Origin of the sequence: Paenibacillus sp. FSL H7-0716, from assembly GCF_038002705.1 — a bacterium.
GTDB lineage: Bacteria > Bacillota > Bacilli > Paenibacillales > Paenibacillaceae > Paenibacillus_AQ > Paenibacillus_AQ odorifer.
The window spans coordinates 134,965-154,353 of sequence record NZ_JBBODA010000008.1 but is presented as its reverse complement, the minus strand read 5'-3'; the positions used below and the strand labels follow the sequence as shown (position 1 = coordinate 154,353).

Below are 19,389 nucleotides of genomic sequence, written 5' to 3'. Positions count from 1 at the left end.
TTTATATACGTTTATTGCACCTTGAGGGTCACTTCAAACTTCGCACCGACATCACCAACAAATACAATTTTGCCGTTGCTAGGAAGTTTGACTTGCTTAAGACCACTAATGGTAAAGTAATTCACACATACACCATTCTCATCATAAACGGCAAAGGAACTCTTGGTTGGCAGCTCCACTGTCATTATCTTACCTGTTGCCGTTTCAGGAACTCCATACCATTTAGCGTATCCATCTGCTTGGATAGTTACCATAGATTGCGGGCCAGCATAAATAGGTTTAACTGCATCTTGATGTATAAACAATTGATTGCCAATCTTTAAATACTCCACACCATTTTTCTTTTCAAAAATAAGATCCGCAAGATCGCGTCCAGCGATGGTTGGAATTTGCACGGTCATTTCTGCTTTATTAGGTCCTGTTATTTTATTCGAGCCCATATAACCAGGTGCATCAGGGAACATAGCGATTCCAGCTACCGGCATACTCATGTAATATTGGGAGCTGTACTTCTCGCTGACATCAAAATACAATTTCCCTTGACGCTGCTGCCATGCAGTAGTGACCTCTTGAGATAGGGCATTGGGTTCAAGCTTCTCAGCTGCATATTGGGTAACGGCAGTTTCACCAAGTCCTGGAATTACCCCATACCCTTGACTCCAAAGATAGATACGGCCATTGCTCTCCTTCACAAAGCTAACTTTACTTGTACCCTCTGCATCTAAGAATTCACCGTTCGAATTATAGGAAAATTTCTGCGCAGGCATTGTAGGAGCTATAATCGAAGATATACTCAATTCCCCAGCTTTACTAACCTCTATCTTCATTAGTTGCGTAGAATCACCATAGACACCCGCATAGTTTAACAATTCTTGCGGCATATCTTCTTTGTTCGAAGTTTTAAATGTTGGTGTAGCTTTCAGTTCCTTAATAACTCCCTTTTCCTGTAAAGCGCTGAGTAAAATTTCGTTGGCAAGCATCTGGTCCGTTGTACTTGATCCGCCAGAAGATATTACTGCTGCTGCCATCTGCTGTCCCGGCAATACAACTAATGAGGTATGATACAGACCTGTATCTCCACCCTTTGTCAAAGCCTTGATTTCGTACTGGTTAAATGGATATAAGTTCACACTGTCCCAGCCTAATCCATAAGCTAACGAATTATCTGTTCCTTTAGGCCATATTCCACGCTTATATTCCTCTTGTTCCATCGCTTTTACAGACTTTTCTGACAAAATGCCAGTCGATTGGCCTGTAAAAATAGTTGCAAAACGCACCAAATCCTCAGCAGTGGAATAGATACCACCTGTTCCAATCACGTTAATGGTTTCTTTGGGTAAAGCTGCTGAGTAGGTAGCATTATAGACACTGGCCAGCTGAGAAGAAGCTACAGAATCTACAGGCGTTTTCGTATGTGCAAGCCCTAGTGGTTCTGTGAAATTTTGATGAATGAATGTGGTAAAGTCCGTGCCACTGACCTTTTCAACAATCAACTCAGCCAACGTAAATCCATCATTACAATATACTGAGTAGGCGCCTGGATCGGCCTTCAGACGTTGTGTTGACAAGGTCTCTAGCAAACTATCTTTTGCAATAGGATCGGAATCATTAAATAAGAAAGAATTGGATAAGTTCGAGCCAGCAAGACCTGATGAATGATTCAACAGCATCCGTACAGTGATTTGCTTATAACGAGAATCTTCCATCGTAAAATTATTCAAATAAGATACGACTGAACCGTCCAAATCTACTTTTCCTTGCTCAACAAGCTTCATAATAGAAGCTGTTGTATACATTTTACTCGTCGAGCCAATACCATACATCGTTGTGACGCTTGGTGCTGTCTTACTCTCCACATGGCTAAATCCAGATTGACCGCTCACAACGATATTATCGCCATCAATAAGAGCATATTGGAGACTAGTCGTCCCCAGCTTCTCCGTTAAGAACGCCGCCTTCTCTGCTGCCACCTTCTGAGTGTTCACATACGTTTGCCCTTTGCTGCTATCCGCTGCTAAAACACTAGTAGGGACATACACCAATAGAAGCAATGCAACTAATATGGATGCCAAATTTTTCTTCATACATAACCTCCCGATATGAAATCGTCATCCTTTAAAGGATAATTTATCCATGGAGTAATGTAAAGGAAGTTTATACTATTGGGATTATATATCTAATCTACTATTTCTACTTTATCTCCGATTCGAATTTCCCCTGTTTTGATTACTGAGGCATAGACTCCGAAATGCAAATCAAATTCTTTATGTAATTTTTTCAAAAGCACTGGGTCCTTCTGGAGACTATCCGGGTCCATCGTAATCACAACACATCTCTCGCAAAAACTATCTACCTGTAGCTGTACATCCCCAATGTTGAGCCGGCGTCCAATCCAATCTCCTTCAAAAAGAGAATCATCATTCAGCGCGATAACAAAATTCCCGCGAAAACGCCGTTGATCCAAGGAATGCCCCCAGGTTGCCTCCAGTTTTTTTAAGCTGGCATCCGTAATGAGTAGAATACTAGCGCCATCCACGGATAGGAGTTGCGGATGTTCTGGCTGTGGATGTGCAGCTTTTAGACCAGACATAGTGATTGGAGTTTTGGTTTGGCTTTGGATTTCTTCCAATAGAGTATCATCCCATCCAAAGGTTCGCCCATCTGATGCCGTTACATGGATTTGTCCATCTATAAATTGCGCTTGATAGGTAAGCATATTCGGTATATTTCTAGCGGTGATATATCTTCGCCAGCCCTCTTTGGACTCATCGTAAAAGGAGCAAAAACGGTCACCAAGCATTCCATACGGTTCAATCATACAGCTTTCTAATTTTTCACCCGCAAATGACTTGACCGGGTAACGATTAATTCCTTGAATTTCACCAACAACTGATAACATAATACAACGCCTCCACCTGTCTTAAAATGCAACGTATCTTCTCATTCTACCTGATTTTATTTAACTGTTGTATGAATATCTAATAACCCAGAAATTTTATATGTTTTATTGAGTTATATGTTTTATACTATGACTGTTAGACATATTGCATTTTGAAATAACACTCACTCCCCCATAAAGAAGAGAGGTAACCTGCTGTGCGGACAAATGATTTTCAAGGTTTTGACTTTGTTTTTACCCAAGCCGTGATGGGTATGGCCCTTATTTCGCTTGATGGAACGTTCCTAAAACTGAATTCAGCATTATGCGACCTCTTGGGGTATGATGAAACCGAATTAACGACACCCTCTCCAACCGTCCGTACCCTTCTAGATCAGATTCATAAATTCAATTCATTAGGAAGCTCTCTTCCACCTACGAGCACTGATCCGCAGAAACTCGAAATAGATTATTCCCATCCCACCGGACGCCGGTTATCTTTAGAGGCCTCCATATCTATCCTTCTGGATGACAATGGTCAACCCATATATTATTTTACTCAATTCGAGAATAAAACCTTAATCAGGGAAATGGAGACTCAGCTTCAGGTTGTGAATTCCCATCTACTTGAAAAAGAGAGCTCTTTTCTACAGCTGCTGGAGGAACTGCCTCAGCCCGTGCTTATCACTAGGGAGGGAATCGTTCTGTATGCAAATTCGGCAGGTTTACAATTAATCCATGCAGAAAGCCTAGATCAAGTGCTTGGTCTATCGACTATGGATATTGTCGACTACTCTAATTATGAAATTCTCTCAGAACGAAGAAAGAAATTCAACACTGATAGAACAACAGGTTCTGTCTGCTACCTGATTAATTGTTTAAATAACCAGCAGAAATATGTGGATGGGATTACATTGCCGATTATCTTTGAGGGAACCGAAGCGTACATTGGCATATTCAAAGATATATCCGAGCAAGTATTGGAAGATGAACGACTGATACAGTCCGAGAAATTATCCACAGCAGGACAGTTAGCAGCTGGAATCGCTCATGAAATACGGAACCCTCTTACAGCCATTAATGGCTTTATGAAGCTACTTCGCTCTTCCGAGCGGATGAATGATAAATATATTTCCATTATTGAGTCAGAATTGAAACGCATCGAGTTCATCGTCAACGAACTGCTTGTCTTATCTAAACCCCAAACCACTCATATTAGTAAACCAGTGGATTTATTGTCTTTGCTGGAACAAGTCACCACACTAATGAATGGACAAGCTGCCTTAAAAAATCTCAAGATCCTCCCTGTCTGTACTGATCATTCCATTTGGATCAATGGTGAGGCTTATCAGCTGAAGCAGGTATTTATTAACTTACTTAAAAATGCGATGGAAGCAATGAATCATGGGGGAAACATCTATATTCATGTGCAAACCTATGACAGAGAAGCCCGAATCAGTGTGCAGGATGAAGGCTGTGGGATGACAGAGGAACAGATCAATGCCCTCGGCAAACCATTTTATACGACCAAAGAAACAGGAACAGGCTTAGGTTATATGATCACACAAAATATTATACATAATCATGGCGGAGCGATCTCTGTAGAAAGTATTCTGGAGCAAGGAACAACTTTTACTGTAAGTATTCCAACGATCATTACACCTGAGGAATCTATCATGTAGAAGAGGAGGTATCGCAACATCATGCAAGAATGCCCCTAATTTTCACATTATAATGGTTGTACATAATTTGAAAAGAAGGTGCAGCAATGACTCGTGAAGTTCGAACAGTAGTTTTCGATCGTGACTTAAAATTTGAGGCGTATCGATTCGAAGGTATTATGCAGAAGTTTCCCAACCATTTTCATGACTATTATGTCATAGGTTTTATTGAACAAGGAAAGAGACATCTGCTGTGTAACCAAGAAGAGCATATTCTTAACAGCGGAGATGTGGTCATCTTTAATCCGGCGGATCCTCATGCCTGTGAACAGATAGACGGGAGAACGCTGGACTATCGCTGCATCAATATTCAGCCGGAAGTCATGCGTGAGTATGTGCTAGAAATTAGCGGCATAGGCTACTTACCGCGGTTCACACACAATGTTCTCTACCAAAGTGAACTGTCGATCCCTTTACACGATCTGCACCAAATGATATTAGAGGATCAATCCGATTTTCAAAAAGAAGAGTTGTTTCTATTTCTCCTTGAGCAGCTTCTGAGAGAATTCACGGAGACAGAAACCCTCTATCCCGCTCAAGAGCCTACTTCTGAAATTAAAATCATTTGCGAATACATAGAGTTACATTATGCGCAGAACATTACGCTGAACCAGCTAAGTGAATTGAGCGGCTTAAGTAAATATCACTTGCTGCGTTTATTTACCAGACAGAAAGGAATATCACCTTACCGTTACTTGGAAACCATTCGCATTAACCACGCCAAAAAGCTTTTAGAACAAGGAATATTGCCAATAGAAGTGGCCTCTCTAACCGGTTTCAGTGATCAGAGCCATTTCACAAATTTCTTCAAAAGACTCATAGGCTTAACCCCAAAGCAATATATGCGTATATTTGTTCAGCAAACGGGAGTAAAGTCGTCAACGGAACTTACGATATGATAAATCAACGCAAAGTTAACACAGGACATCTGCTGGCATTACTTACGATTTTGATCTGGGGAACCACCTTTATCTCCACAAAAATATTGTTAAAAGACTTTATGCCTGTGGAAATTCTGTTCTTCCGTTTTCTTATTGGGTACTTTGTACTGTTACTGATCTATTCACGTCCAATCCGAACTACATCCTTTAAAGAGGAATTGCTCTTTATCGCCGCAGGTCTTTGTGGAGTCACGTTATATTTTCTTATAGAAAATATTGCCCTAGTCTATACCCTTGCATCCAATGTAGGTGTGATTGTCTCCATCGCTCCATTTTTCACGGCGGTTATCGCTCACTTCTTTTTAGAAGAAGAGAAATTTCATAGGCAGTTTTTTATAGGATTTTTGATAGCCTTGGCAGGAATTATATTAATTGGGCTGAACGGGAGTTATCTTCTGCAACTGAACCCCATCGGTGACTTGCTGGCATTGCTGGCACCTGTGGTTTGGGCAATATATTCAGTGTTGATGCGAAAAATAAGCCTACTAAAGGTTCATACTATAGGGGCTACCCGCAGAGTATTTTTCTATGGTCTGCTGTTTATGCTGCCTACTCTGTTTCTGTTTGATTTCCAGCTGGGTCTGAGTAGATTCAAAGAGATTTCAAATGTAGCTCACCTGCTTTTCTTAGGTCTGGGTGCCTCGGCACTGTGTTTTTTGACTTGGAATAAAGCTGTAGGGATTCTGGGGGCTGTAAAAACAAGTGTATACATCTATATTGTGCCTGTAATTACAGTGGCAGCTTCTGCCCTTGTTTTGAATGAAAAGATCACCTGGGCAATCCTGACGGGAACTTTTTTAACGCTCACCGGTTCATATATTTCCGAACGCAAACCTAAATAACCACACTATCTTTAACATTTAATAAAAAGAAGCCCCCGCAGCGTGATGCATACTGGAGCTTCTTTAAGTTTCATTCCATACTCAGAACAACGAGTCAGGAATAAGCTTTCTTCCTCCCTTGATCAGAGTCGATTCCAGCATGTCCCCTTTGACGCCTCCAAAATAAAGCTGCCAATATACGCCAAAACGCACGCTGACATCATTCTTCACCAGCTCCGGTGGCGTAACAATCAGCCATTGGAATTTGAGCGCCTTGGAAATTTCGAAGACGGGGTCAAGCACGTTATTGGAGACCATTTCTCCGAAAGGGTTGTCATATAAAAAGACCGTCCAGCCTTTATTCTCACGATTCACCCGTTTATGCGTCATGATCATCATTGCGACCAACAGCTGTACAGATTGACGTTGCCCACCACTGCCGACTGCTTCATCCAGTGCACCGCGATTAATAATCTCCCAGTCCGAATAATGATAATCTTCCGGTGCGGCGTAGAGGAAATAATTCTCCGTTACCGGTTTATACACTTGAAGTATCGGAAAGCGGTTCTGCAGCGCCGCATAGACAATTCGTCCGTCATTAATAACCTCTTTGATTACCAGCGCCGGCACTTGTTCTATCTTTGGATACTTTTTGAGCAATTCATTGATGCATTGATTGAAGTAGTCACTCACCATCGGCTCTACCTCATCGCTTGTTCTTGGCACATTGATATTCTTGTAATTCAGACGTACCAGCGGGAAAGCATAATTATTCTCGTTATGAATAATCATCCGGCGTTCCATTCGCTTCATAATATCAATGATTTGTACCACTCGTAGAGATGCCCGGCCTACCCACATCTTGCGGGAGAGATCCATGCCTTCCTTATCGCTTTGAATGCTCTCGATCTGATCGCGCGAACTGCGTAACATGGAATCTAGGACTTGCAGTGCAATAGCGAAATTATCCCAATGGACCGTATTCAATCGATCTAGAATCTTGGTCTCCAGTTCGGAATTCCGTTCATTTTTAGCAAGTTTTTCGGTTAGGGAGTTTTTCTCTTCCTTCACCTTTTTGGAGATCTCATCCTGTCTAATCCGGCTATCCTTAAAGCGGAGAAGCCAGTCGGCTACTAGAGGCTCGCAGCTTTCTCTAACCCTCAGCGTCATTTCTTCTGGCACACTCCGTAGGTTGACGCGATCCTCAATATGCGCGTTCATTATTTTGATTTGATTGGATAAAGTCTGGAGGAGGACATCCATTCGGTCCAAGGATCTTTTACACTGGTTAAGCATGAGCTCGTTCGCCTGGCAGCGCTCTTGAATTTCTGTCTCCTTATCCTCTAGCGCCTCATTCCAAAGCTCCACAGCACGTTCATGTTTCTCTTTGATCCCCTTCTCTACTTTGCGCAACTCTTTCTGCAAGTTCTCCAATTCAGTCTGGCAGCGGATGTAACCGTCGTGAACAATCTGATAGTCTTCCTCCAAAGAAGTAGTATCCGTCTTTTGGCGATTTCTTGCAGCCATAATGGACTCGGCCGACTCCGCAGGTTCAGTCGCCTTCCGCCAATTCACATCCACTTGATTTAGGCTGGATTCAAGCTCAGCCAGATTCTCGCTTGCTGCTTTAATCTGTGCAGCTCTTGTCCGAACTTCCAGTTCATTTTCGGTTAATGATTGCTGTAGACTTTCCACGGTACTGAGCTGCTGCAAGAGAAGATTCTGCTCTACAGGATCTACAGGTATGACTTCTCCTTCATCAGAAAGCTGGTGATCTGTTGGGAAAACAATCTCAGGAAACCATCGTTGCAATCTAGGGAACATCGCATATTCGGTTTCTCTCGTCCATTTATTGCGTTGTCCGCTCAAGCTTTCCATTTGCACCTTTAGGTGTTCAAGCTGCTGATCTTTACCTGCTAACTCTTTGCTCACCAGATTCTTTCGTTCGATTTTTTTTTGTTTTTCCTTATAATCTTGTTCCTGTTTCTTCGTCCGTTCAATCCAAGCTTGCAGAACCCCCGCTCTCTGCTCATGCTCCACACTTAGAACTTTGTTCTCAGCGAGCTCCCGTCCGATCCGGGTAAGCGTCCCTTCGTTCTCATTCATCTCATTGCTCAGATTGATAATGCTCTGCTGAAGTTCAGCCTGCAGTTTAATAAGGGCATCCTGCTTGGCTGTAAGCGTCATGGTATTCTCGTTTTGGAATAAACGTTCATATTCTTGACGCACCGATTTTAACTTAGATAAATAAGCTTCAGAGTCCTGAAGGATCTGCTCCTGTTCTTTGAGCTTCCCCTGAATACTGCTCTTCCAATCCTGGAAACGATCCGGCTGCAAGACCATTTGCGGCCCTTGATTTGCAAAAAGCATGAAGGATGCTTGATGCGAAGCTGCCATCTCTTCACGGATAAAGATCGGCACCGCTGATTTCAGCAAGGTGTCCTTCATCAGTTCCGGCTGAATTTTATCAGCTTCGCGCCGGGTCAAAATCAAACTATATGGAAGTAACGGATATTGCTCCAGTTCTTCCTCACGTTCAAGATACGGACGGTCATTTAAGTAGGAACTACCTAGCGTTGATTGAATCTTTAACGAATCGAGTGTATCTTTGACCGTCAGAATTTCTGAATTGGGTAGCCAGTAGGATTGGTTCTGAAGTTCCACATCCATGAGCTGATTATAGTAATCCCTTCTGGAACGTTTAGTCTGTTGCTCTACTTCATCTATTTTTCGGATAAAACGTGCCGGGATAACATCTTGTTCTTCAAAAAGGCCAGTAGCCCCTAAACGATTATGCTCTTCGTACATTTCCAGCAGTACAACGAGCTGTGACCATAATTGGGATTCTTTCTGAGTCTGTGACTCAAGCAGAACCCCAAGCTCGTCCGCTTCACGCTCATAAGAACGCCGTTTCTCGCTCAGCTCAGCATGACTCTTATGCAGTGCCAGCTTCCGAATCTCTTCCTGCTTGTGCTGTTCTTCCAGGTCTCCAATGACTTGAAGAATCGTTTTGGCAGCCGAGATCGTACGCTGCAGCGCTGCTGCCGGAGAATGGGCGGCATCCTGCCCATATTGAGCTGCGAATGCTCCGAGTTCTTCCGTGTATTGCCGAATAGATAAGGTCAATTCATTGATCTGATTATCCAGCCCGGCTAGCTCTACCAAGAAACTTTCCCTTTCCTTGCGCAATCTTCTTTCTTCCGCCGTTAGATCTTGCTGTGCTGTCCCAAACTCTCTGATCGTTTGCTGCCAGAGATTAAACACCACATCCCACTGTTTCCGCAGCTGTTCCTTGGCTGCCTGAATGACCTCTTGCCGTTCTTTCATCTCCAGAGAACCTTCAATAGCTTGAATTTCTTTTTGCCACTGCTCAATTTGCCGGGTATGGAGCAAACGTTTAGCCAGAAAATAAGCTACTTCAAGCTTCTTCTCTTGCGCTTTGGAATCCTCCAGCCGACCACGCGCACGGCTCTGATCATCACTGAGCTTCTTAAACTCTTCTTGCTTCAGTTCCGTTTCTTCCTTGCTGCGTAAGTATTTAAGATTGTCTTTCTCAAAGCGCAATTGCTTCGCATCCTGATAACGGCCAGCCAGTTCATCAGCAATCTTACTTCGCTCAACTTCTGCATTTCTCTGTTCTTCATAGATAACCGTATAGATTTGGCGTCCACGTAATTCCGTTTCTTGAACTACGTTTTCTGCTTCCACGCCTAGTTTTACCAGCTCATAAAGTGGTGCAGCCATACTAAGAAACTCTGTATAGACCTGCTCCCGCTGTTCAAGCATCGGCAAGCGCTGAGCCACTGTTGCTGTATCGATAAACATCCGCTGCAGCGTATTGTCGTCTTCCTTTAATCCTTCATTCAGACTAGATCCGATTTCAGGAATAATCAGCTTTTCGAACAAGTTATGATTGGTGAAGGCATCATTCTTTTTAAAATAACCTTTGATACCGCCCTCTTCACCATTGATCCGCCGCATATTACGCCACTCGGCGATATGGATATCCCGGGTAGCCAGGAAGTCATAATATCTTTTCAAATCCGAGCTATGGCTGCCAAAAGGTACAATCTCTCCCCGCCGATCGCGCACAAATTGCTGGATCGTTTCAAAACTCGTAGGTTCAGCAGTCACTTCGTCAAATAACGGCAACGTTGATAGCGTAAGTTCAGCCGCTTCACCGTAATCTGTAAGTGCGTACAGCAAGTAATCCACTTTGATATCCTGCTGATCAAGCGAATTATGTGCCGTCATAGCGATTCCCGTGGTCATATACTCATTGCGCTCATTGTTGTCGAGATGCCATTCGATAGCTACGTGAAAAGTGTACGGTTTAAGTTGTTTTTTATGATTATGAAAAAAAGCTTCAACCTGGTTCTCACTGTCTTTGCCCCATGGTGTTTTGGGCATCAATAGCTGGAAAATGGATTGCAGCAGTACGCCCTTTCCACCGCCATTCATGAGTGTAATAAGCGTATTAGCGGGTCCCTCTTCGTTGCAGAGATCCAAAATCATGTCGTCGTATTTCTTGAGCATCTTCTCGTATTTAAGTCCTGTAATTCGTATGCGTTCAATCCGCGGCATAGGTAGCACCGTCTTTCTCAGCTAAAGTTCTTCCAATGAGGCTCTTTAATTCCTGGTATCGATCGACATCATGATATAAATAACGCATTCTCTCATAAAGCTCTTCCCGAGGAAAGATACGCTTCTCTGTCTCAGAGATGAATACGAGCTTCTCCTCTTCCAGAAGTTTCATGCCTTCATGGATCAGTCCAATTCGTGAGCCTGCGCCTCTGGTCAGAAGATCGCTTTCTTCCTGACTTTTAGTCTGCATGTAGAGACTGGTCCATACCTTAGACATCGCTTGGATATCAAGCTGCCACTGCTGGCTGAATCGTCCATCCTCATCCATCTGAATCCAGGTCTGAAAGAGCGAGGACACCTGATCAGCAATTTGAATATAGGACATACTGTCCTGCCCCGACTTAAAATGAGTCTCATCCTGATCCATTTCGGCCAGAAAAACCAGAATAATAATATTGATAATATGTAAGTGTGTTTTACGCTCAACACGTGAATATTTGTTCTTTAACTGGGTGAAGTTGGTCGCAAACACTGATCCCAGCGGATTAACTAGCAGATGGAGACGGTGCCCGGAATTCATCACCCGACAGCCCCCTTCTTTAGCAACGTACTGAAGTGCATCATAAGTTCCTGCATCCTGTAGGCATTCTGCCGCTGCAGGGTCATCGAGAGGAATTACTTTTTTACGGAGCAATTCAAAAAATAGCCGCGAAGCTTGCTGTACCTGTTCTAATGTATAACTCATGTTAGTAACTTCTCACCTCTCCACGATCGTAATCATATATGGACTCATATCCAGACCAGAACACCGTACCCTTGAGGCTGGTTCTGGAGCAATGCTCGTCCGCAGCGTTTTGCCGCGTAAACTCTCCAACAGAAGATCTTCTGCAAGTACATATTGGATTAGCTGTTGGCATTCATCAGAAACGCCGCTACCACCTTCTGATGCCTGTTCCTGCACTAAAATATCTGTATGAAAAAACTGCACCCACAGATCAACAGCATCCGGTGTGTTTGCCCACCCTGTTAGTTCTTCGGCGGAAAAAGCGTCAGCAGTAAAGGTAAAGCTTCCCTGCTTAGCCAAGGCAGCAAAAACTGGCTTCCACAGCTCTACTACTTTTGCCCATGGAATACCTTTAGGAATATATTGAACAGGCTCTGTGTCCACCTCATCTTCGAAATCATCCATTACTAAGTCGGGGATAAACCCTACCTCTTGTTCCTCCCAAGCCCAAGGAAGCGGATAAACGAAGTCCTGATTCGGAGCGAATAATCCGCTGAGCAGCAGTTCAAGACTGTCACCGCTTGGCAGGCCCTCTTCTTTCACCCATTCCTCCCATACGTGAGTACGAAAGTTAAACCCGGCTGCTCCCCAGAATAATTCAGGGAAGTTCAACCTTAAATTGGTCTCCATCTCAAAAATATTCAACACTACCTCAGCCAGCTCATCGTGTACACGCCTAGAAAGCTCGACTCGTTCAGAGAGAATACGGATCTCATTGAAGTCGATAACGTCTTTCTCATCATTGGCCAGCCGGGCCAGAGAACGGTGAATACTGTCAAAATGTTTGCGTTCCTCCTCGAACTGATGATGAATCTCTTCGAGTCGCTGATGCCGAGCCACTCCGAATTCACTAAAAATATGCTTCGGATTGCGGCGTAACGCATTGCGGTATTCTTGCTGTTGCTGGGTCATCTTACGGACACGGGAGATCAGTTCATTAACATCCTGAAGAGCCCGAGTTACGCGCCCATGCTTAATATGCATTTGAATCTCGAGCAGTTTGATGCTGATCTGAAATTCATCAATAATCTCATGGCTCATAAAAATGAGCTCCATTGCATATTCGGAGAGACGATAGATGGTTCTGCCGTTCTCTTCCCAACTGCTGCGAGTCGCATCCTCGTCCACCGTGAAATACTTATATTTCTGCACGGACATTTGCCGGGTCACATCATCATAGAAAAAGGATTCGAAATCCCCACCATTCCCACTCCATAATAAACCGTCCACGAGACGCTCTACGGATTCGGTAGTCCCAAGATTGGCGATATTAAAACGTTCCAGCGCAGTCCAAGTAAGCTCAATAATATCCTCTTTGGATCTTCTCTCATTCGATTCTAGCTCCAGATAATAGACTTGCAGCAGAACGCTTAAAGACACCATTTCTTTGTAAGGTTGGATTTCGCCAAGGTTCATGCCAGCCCCCAAATTCCACAGGGGATTCAATCGTTTGTTTCGTTCGCCAAAATCCGACCAATTCATCTTTCTGCTAACCTCGCCATCACTTCATAATTTAAAATTTCCTGCGGAACTCTCCGGTCCTCTTTTTCCTGTACGGACAACGCCATACTTGTTCTCGATCACCCTCACTAAAAGAAATAAAACCCCTATACATCCTGTATAGGGTTTGAAACACGGGAATATATGTTTCTATTATAACAATCCTTCAAAGGTTATGCTATTTTTGTTAAACAAATAATAGATTCTAGCCGGATGGCAAAAGATCACAGAATTACAGGGAGAAATTCCCTGATTTTTCTGTTGAAGCTTCATTAACCCTTATAGACTAAGCAAAAAAAAAGGCTGTCCCAAAAGCCATGAATTGGCTGAATGGGACTGCCCTTTTTTATTAACTACTCGGCAACTCCTGGCGTAAACGCCATACAATACTGCTCAAGTGTGCTATTAGGTAGAGGAATGACCTTAACCGTACGGAACTGATAATGCTCATAAATGGGCAAATTGCTCGGTGTCTGTGTCTCTAACGTACATAACGTATTGCTCATACGACATTCCGCGAGTAGCGGTGTCATGATTTTTGATACATATCCTTGACCTCGATATTGATCCTGCACTGCAAGCATATCCAAATGTTTAACCTTCTGATCCCCAAACATTGATAACCACAAGGAACTCATACTACGCAAAATAGATAAACCACGTATAAATCCTCGTACCCCAATGATTCGGCAGATCGGTAATGACTTAATTATCGCAAAAACAATCTGTTTCATATACCTGACGTTCGAAATCACTGTCCCTGTCTGACGCTCCGAATCGAACACTAAAGCCACTGCTTCAAAGTTAGTAGAAGTCGTTAGTAAATCCGAATATGGATACAACATCTCAATGTAACGAAGAAAAAAAATATTCAACACGCGTAATCGGGTTGATTCATCAGGCAAGATATACTGATATAACGGATCATTTTGGGCAAATGCTTCGGCCAGAACACTGGCTGCTCTTGGAATATCATGCTGCTGAATTTTTAGTAATGTACTACAAATAGTTCCACCTCATTTAATAGTCTTATGAATTAGTATAACTCGTCCAATTGAATATGGCACGATGGTTCTATTGTCATTTCTTTATTGAATACGATATGATTGAAAAGATTACAAAAATACTGGGAGGTAAAATGGAAGATATTATACTGTGGCTTAAATACTTGTTTCTAGGGTTTGTTCAAGGGGCAACTGAGCCAATCCCCGTCTCTTCGAGCGGCCATTTGATCATCGCACAGAAATTGCTAGGCTTAAAACAAAATGGGCTATCATTTGAAATCTTAACAAATACGGCTTCACTAATTGCGATTTGTTTTATTTTCCGCAAAGATATCGGAAGATTGATCACTGGATTCGTTCAATTTATTCTGACCCGCAAAGAGGAATATAAGTCGGATTTCCTGTTCTCTTTGTACATCATCATCGGTACCTTGCCTGCGGTAATTGTTGCCTTACTCTTCAAGGATCAGATTGAGGATATCTTCTCGTCGGTTCATACCGTATCCATCGCATTGCTTGTTACAGGCGTAGCTTTATGGTTGATCCGTAACCTTCGCGGCCGTAAACAAGATGGTGACTTAAAAGCGAAGGATGCTGTTATAGTCGGACTTGCCCAAGCAGTCGCCCTTATTCCTGGGATAAGCCGCTCTGGTGCAACTGTCATCTCTTCCATCGCTGTGGGAATGAAGCAAGAAACTGCTTTACGCTTTTCTTTTATGCTTTATATTCCTGTCAGTTTGGGCGGACTCGTTATGGGCGCATCTGATATTGCCCACGATCCTAACCGCTCGCAGCTAGCAATTCCATACTTGATTGCATTTATTACTACACTTATCGTTACTTATTTCTCCATGCGCTGGTTTATGGGGATTATGGCTAAAGGTAATTTGAAGTATTTCTCTTATTACTGCTTCTTAGCTGGGATACTTCTCCTCATCTTTATGTAAGACATAATTTCAATTAAAAAACCTCATGACAATCTCTGAGATCACAGAGAGAGCATGAGGTTTTTTCATATTATTTCAACATGGCTATTACTTCATCGCTCGACCGGATCTTACCTATGCGAGGGAAGATAGTTTTGCATACATAATCATGCTCTTCTTTAGCCATGGCGGTCATAGCGTCTTCTACAAAAACTTGATGATAACCAAGCTGATAAGCTTCTCTAGCAGTAGTATCCACACCAATCGAGGTAGAAATACCACATAATACGATCGTGTCTATTCCGCGGCGTCGTAACTGCAAATCAAGATCTGTACCGAAAAATGCCCCCCACTGCCGTTTGGTAATCAGATGTGCATTTTTGATATTCGCTAATTCTGGTACGATGTTGTCCCAACCTTCTTGATAGATCACGGAGTTCATTTTCAAATCAGATTTAGGTTTAAGCATATCTTGCCCATCTAGCCATGATACCCTCACCAGAACAACAAATCCTCCTTTCTCCGTAAAGGATTGGGCTAATTTGCTGGCATTCTCAACCACCTGAGTACTTGTATGCGGGCCTTGCTTTGGACTGTGGACAATTCCTTGCTGCAAATCGATCACGACTAGCGCCGTTTTACTTGCCTCAATACTTTCAGATGCTAAGCTTGTTAATTCTTCCATTGTCTTCTCTCCGATTACTATCAATTTTTGTATACTACAATTGCCCTATATTACCCAATAGGTGTCCCATTAGGTAATTTAATATCTGGCTTCAAAAGGACTACATCCCCTTTATCCGGTATTCCTCCAAGAACTAATACTTCTGATTGGAAACCCGCAATATTTCGAGCAGGAAAGTTAACTACCCCAATGATTTGTTGCCCTACAATCTCTTCAGCCTTATATCGTTTAGTAATCTGTGCACTTGATGTTTTGCTTCCGATATCTGGTCCAAAATCAATTTGGAGTTTAATCGCAGGTATTTTTGCTTTTGCAAAAAACTCCGCTTTAATAATTGTTCCAACACGAACATCAAGTTTCAAAAAATCATCAATAGTTACCATTTGCCATCCCCCTATTTAGCTAAAACATTCATTTTCCAACTACTCATTTACTTATTTTGATTGTTGTACTTTAAAGATTTCGACCAAAAATAGTTGGAATTATTGCAAGGAGCAAAAAATAGATCCAATCTGATGAAGCATAATTAATTAATGAGACATTATTATCAAATTGTACACGAGCATAACAGTACCACCAATAAAAAAGACGAAAATGCTGTATATACGTGCATTGATTGTGCCGCTTACTTTTTGCCCGGCCAACAGATAGACTGAAGCGAAGAATGTGCCAATTAACGATAAACCATCGCCGATTAGTGCCTCTTTCGAAACCCATATGTCTCCCCATGCAATAACAACCGAACCTAAAAGAGCAACAATCAGGCAAAAAACGGTTAGCAGGTTAACATGTTCTTTGAATAAAAAGTAAGACCCCATCATAACAAATAGCGGCTGTAACGATAAGATCACCATGGAGCTTGCAACTGAAGTATAGACCAATGATTCCATCCAAAATAAAAAGTGTAACCCCAATCTTTTTTATTCATCTCAGTAGAACGAGGCATTTTCCCAGATGTAAAACAGAGCATGATCATTACAGAAATAAACAATCTATACATCCCAGCCACTGAAGTAGGTGTATCTGAAAGTTTAATCATGATTGAAGAGATAGAAACGGATGAAATAGTATAGACGGTTTATTTGAACTAACCATAGATCCTCCAAAATGTGTGACAATCCCTGTGCACAGAATTGTATGATAAGTCTAGGCTGGATATAATAATATCACCGCCAGGGTCAATATTGTGCAACTATATCTTTAATTTATATTGAAATATCGTCAAATAAGGAGAATAAGCACTTTGAAAAAGCAATTACACGAAGCCATTCAATTTCCTGATGATGCATTTCCATACATCATGTACATTCATACCAATTATGAATCTATTCCAAATGGCAGAGGTGTTCACGATCTACATTGGCACCAAGAACTGCAAATTACTTTAGTGACCAAAGGGAAACTAACCATACAAGTAAACGGACTCAACTATGATTTAGAAACAGGTCAGGCCATATTTATTAATAAGAGCGTACTTCATATTGTTACGTACCTTAGCCAAGAGGGTGAATATGTTAGTTTTAACTTCCCAGAGAAGTTACTTGCTTTTTATTCTGATAGTGCAATGGAAAAAAAGTATGTACTTCCGTATACCAATTCATTCTTGTTAAGTTTAGAAATCAAAGGGGATAAGGATTGGCATAATCAAATCCTACAAATTCTTTGGGATATGAAAAAAGAATTTGAATCGAAAAAAAAATGGGGATGGGAGTACGAAGTTTCTATCAAAACTGTCCAGTTATGGTTAATCCTTATATCAAATTTTTCTCTATCCTCTGAGGAATCGTCTAAATATAACAGACTCCAGCAAGAGAGACTACAATTAATGCTTAGTTTTATTCACAAAAACTATTTTAATAATTTGACATTGAAGGAAATAGCAGATATAGCACATTTAAGTGTATCGGAGTGTACTCGAGGTTTTAAAAAAAGCATCCATATGACTCCGTATTTCTACTTAATTAAATATCGCATTAAAAAAAGCTGTGATTTGTTAATAGCAACTGACTACACGATAACTGAAATCGCACAGCGAGTTGGTTTCAATAACGCCAATCACTTTATTCAGTCTTTTAAAAAACACTTAAATATAACTCCAAAGGAGTTCAGAAAAATTAGAAATGAATGAACTTATAAAACGATATCCTACTATTTTCCAATAAAGTTACGTTTATATCTCCAACCTTTTCATCCTGCACGAATTAGTGTTCAATTCTCCTATATGATAAACTTGCAAGAAGTTATCTGCTATTTATCTATTAATAAAGGAGCGGAAAAATGATATGGGCAAAAAGAAAAAAACATTACCCGCCAATTTTGCCGAGCTGGTTAAAACGAATGATATATCTGTTTTAAAAGAGGTATTTGAGCTATGCGAATGGGATGCCCGTGGGGGTTACAGCAAAGGTACCGCCCTCAGCTTCCGGCAAATACCGGATGAAATGGTTTCCTGGCTTGTGGAGCAGGGTGCTGACATCAACGCTGCCGACAACTATAAGCGTACCCCTCTTCATGCTCAGGCTGCAACCTGGTCCGGAAATGTCCCCTTACTCCTTGAGCTAGGTGCAGATATGGAAGCTCTGGATTACCAGAATGAGACACCGCTGCACTCAGCAGCAGCTTCTTACAAAACAAAAGTAGTTCGGGATCTGGTGGAACGCGGTGCAAATGTCCATGCAGAAAATAAGCGAAAAAACACACCTCTCGCCAAAGGATTATTACAATGCCGGAATATCGATATAGTTCACATGGCAGAAATCTCGCGAATTATGCTGGATGCAGGTGCAGCAATTACGCCGGAGATGAAGGAATCCGTGCGGCGTATCGGCAAGGATTTTGAATTCGTCAGAACAAATTACAATAAAGATCGACTGGATGAAACTGCAAATGCTCTCCTGGAGCTGTACCGGCAATTTGATGTTGAGCCTATAGCGAAACTGGAGAGACATGACGGAATTTCTCCCATCAAGGTAACGGCAGACGCATGGCCCGCACAGCACCAAGAGCTGTGGGATTTTCTTGTCCCTGCTTCAGGACATGCGACAACGGTGCAGGGTGAGGTTATCCGCATCACAGGGCGGGTGTCTCATGAAATCCTTAATAATGGCGGAGGAAACTGGGATGCCGATTACCGTAAAATGCTGGATGCACTGATACGGCATTTTAGCACGGGCACGCCTTTAACGCCCGCCCTTCTTCAAGAGGCAGCTGCACTCGCCAAGCGGTTCCGCAACATTGCTGGCAATGAGCAGCCAGCCAGATTATGCGAGCTGGCGGTGCAATGGGTACTTGCCAATCCTCAGCCCATTTCTATGACACAACCCGATTATTCCCGTTAAGTCTATCCTGAATCCTTAACGTTGTCTATTATTTAACTAAAGAAAACACAGAAACGCCCCGAAGAAAAAAACTTCGGGGCGTCGATTTACATAATTCTAGATCCAACAAGTTTTAAGGATAATGACGAGAAGAATGTAAAGCACAAGAATCGTACCCGTTGATGTCCAAGGATTAATACAAACTGGAGCCTTTTTTTGTTCTTGAAC

16 protein-coding genes are annotated in these 19,389 nt (G+C 42.2%); 6 read left to right on the top strand and 10 right to left on the bottom strand.

Features of this window, described 5'->3' with window-relative positions; genetic code table 11:
* Window positions 1–11: 11 nt before the first annotated feature.
* Window positions 12–2,084, bottom strand: a complete 2,073-nt coding sequence (locus MHH60_RS13245; RefSeq protein ID WP_076134375.1) for a serine hydrolase domain-containing protein — start codon at window positions 2,082–2,084, stop codon at window positions 12–14.
* Window positions 2,085–2,176: 92 nt separating this feature from the next.
* Window positions 2,177–2,899, bottom strand: a complete 723-nt coding sequence (locus MHH60_RS13240; protein ID WP_076134374.1) for an MOSC domain-containing protein — start codon at window positions 2,897–2,899, stop codon at window positions 2,177–2,179.
* 197 nt (window positions 2,900–3,096) lie between these two features.
* On the opposite strand from MHH60_RS13240, the gene MHH60_RS13235 reads away from it, so the two are divergent.
* The 3 genes from MHH60_RS13235 to MHH60_RS13225 all read left to right on the top strand — a co-directional run bounded on the left by MHH60_RS13235 (window position 3,097) and on the right by MHH60_RS13225 (window position 6,382).
* Entirely contained in the window at window positions 3,097–4,560 is a 1,464-nt protein-coding gene (locus MHH60_RS13235) for an ATP-binding protein (protein ID WP_232061410.1), read from the top strand.
* 86 nt (window positions 4,561–4,646) lie between these two features.
* Entirely contained in the window at window positions 4,647–5,498 is an 852-nt protein-coding gene (locus MHH60_RS13230; RefSeq protein WP_076134373.1) for an AraC family ligand binding domain-containing protein, read from the top strand.
* Window positions 5,498–6,382, top strand: coding sequence for a DMT family transporter (locus MHH60_RS13225; protein WP_256715086.1), 885 nt, complete (start codon window positions 5,498–5,500; stop codon window positions 6,380–6,382). Before MHH60_RS13230 ends, MHH60_RS13225 begins: the two co-directional genes overlap by 1 nt.
* Before the next feature lie 81 nt (window positions 6,383–6,463).
* Here MHH60_RS13225 and MHH60_RS13220 read toward each other — a convergent pair whose 3' ends face one another.
* The 4 genes from MHH60_RS13220 to MHH60_RS13205 all read right to left on the bottom strand — a co-directional run bounded on the left by MHH60_RS13220 (window position 6,464) and on the right by MHH60_RS13205 (window position 14,134).
* Window positions 6,464–10,945: a hypothetical protein gene (locus MHH60_RS13220; protein ID WP_076134371.1), complete on the bottom strand. Its 4,482-nt coding sequence runs from the start codon at window positions 10,943–10,945 to the stop codon at window positions 6,464–6,466.
* Window positions 10,932–11,690, bottom strand: a complete 759-nt coding sequence (locus MHH60_RS13215; RefSeq protein WP_036688875.1) for a DUF6063 family protein — start codon at window positions 11,688–11,690, stop codon at window positions 10,932–10,934. The genes MHH60_RS13220 and MHH60_RS13215 overlap by 14 nt, the downstream gene beginning before the upstream one ends.
* A 12-nt stretch (window positions 11,691–11,702) precedes the next feature.
* A complete protein-coding gene (locus tag MHH60_RS13210) occupies window positions 11,703–13,211 on the bottom strand; it encodes a hypothetical protein (RefSeq protein WP_076201514.1) in 1,509 nt (502 codons plus the stop codon).
* Window positions 13,212–13,582: 371 nt separating this feature from the next.
* A complete protein-coding gene (locus MHH60_RS13205; RefSeq protein WP_256715083.1) occupies window positions 13,583–14,134 on the bottom strand; it encodes a GNAT family N-acetyltransferase in 552 nt (183 codons plus the stop codon).
* Window positions 14,135–14,367: 233 nt separating this feature from the next.
* On the opposite strand from MHH60_RS13205, the gene MHH60_RS13200 reads away from it, so the two are divergent.
* Window positions 14,368–15,180, top strand: a complete 813-nt coding sequence (locus MHH60_RS13200; RefSeq protein WP_036688882.1) for an undecaprenyl-diphosphate phosphatase — start codon at window positions 14,368–14,370, stop codon at window positions 15,178–15,180.
* Window positions 15,181–15,250: 70 nt separating this feature from the next.
* Here the strand turns inward: MHH60_RS13200 and MHH60_RS13195 are convergent, their stop codons facing one another.
* The 3 genes from MHH60_RS13195 to MHH60_RS13185 all read right to left on the bottom strand — a co-directional run bounded on the left by MHH60_RS13195 (window position 15,251) and on the right by MHH60_RS13185 (window position 16,734).
* Window positions 15,251–15,844, bottom strand: coding sequence for a hydrolase (locus tag MHH60_RS13195; protein WP_076134368.1), 594 nt, complete (start codon window positions 15,842–15,844; stop codon window positions 15,251–15,253).
* Window positions 15,845–15,894: 50 nt separating this feature from the next.
* Window positions 15,895–16,227 carry a chaperone CsaA gene (gene csaA / locus MHH60_RS13190; RefSeq protein WP_076134367.1) on the bottom strand — a complete coding sequence of 111 codons (333 nt, stop codon included), beginning with the start codon at window positions 16,225–16,227 and terminating at the stop codon, window positions 15,895–15,897.
* 147 nt (window positions 16,228–16,374) lie between these two features.
* Window positions 16,375–16,734: a DMT family transporter gene (locus MHH60_RS13185; RefSeq protein ID WP_076134366.1), complete on the bottom strand. Its 360-nt coding sequence runs from the start codon at window positions 16,732–16,734 to the stop codon at window positions 16,375–16,377.
* A 353-nt stretch (window positions 16,735–17,087) separates the two neighbouring features.
* Here MHH60_RS13185 and MHH60_RS13180 point away from each other — a divergent pair, with 353 nt between their 5' ends.
* Window positions 17,088–17,972: an AraC family transcriptional regulator gene (locus tag MHH60_RS13180; protein ID WP_076134365.1), complete on the top strand. Its 885-nt coding sequence runs from the start codon at window positions 17,088–17,090 to the stop codon at window positions 17,970–17,972.
* A 154-nt stretch (window positions 17,973–18,126) separates the two neighbouring features.
* Window positions 18,127–19,182, top strand: a complete 1,056-nt coding sequence (locus MHH60_RS13175; RefSeq protein WP_076134364.1) for an ankyrin repeat domain-containing protein — start codon at window positions 18,127–18,129, stop codon at window positions 19,180–19,182.
* A 96-nt stretch (window positions 19,183–19,278) separates the two neighbouring features.
* On the opposite strand, the gene MHH60_RS13170 is transcribed toward MHH60_RS13175, so the two are convergent.
* Window positions 19,279–19,359 carry a YjcZ family sporulation protein gene (locus MHH60_RS13170; RefSeq protein WP_232061537.1) on the bottom strand — a complete coding sequence of 27 codons (81 nt, stop codon included), beginning with the start codon at window positions 19,357–19,359 and terminating at the stop codon, window positions 19,279–19,281.
* Window positions 19,360–19,389 lie beyond the last annotated feature (30 nt).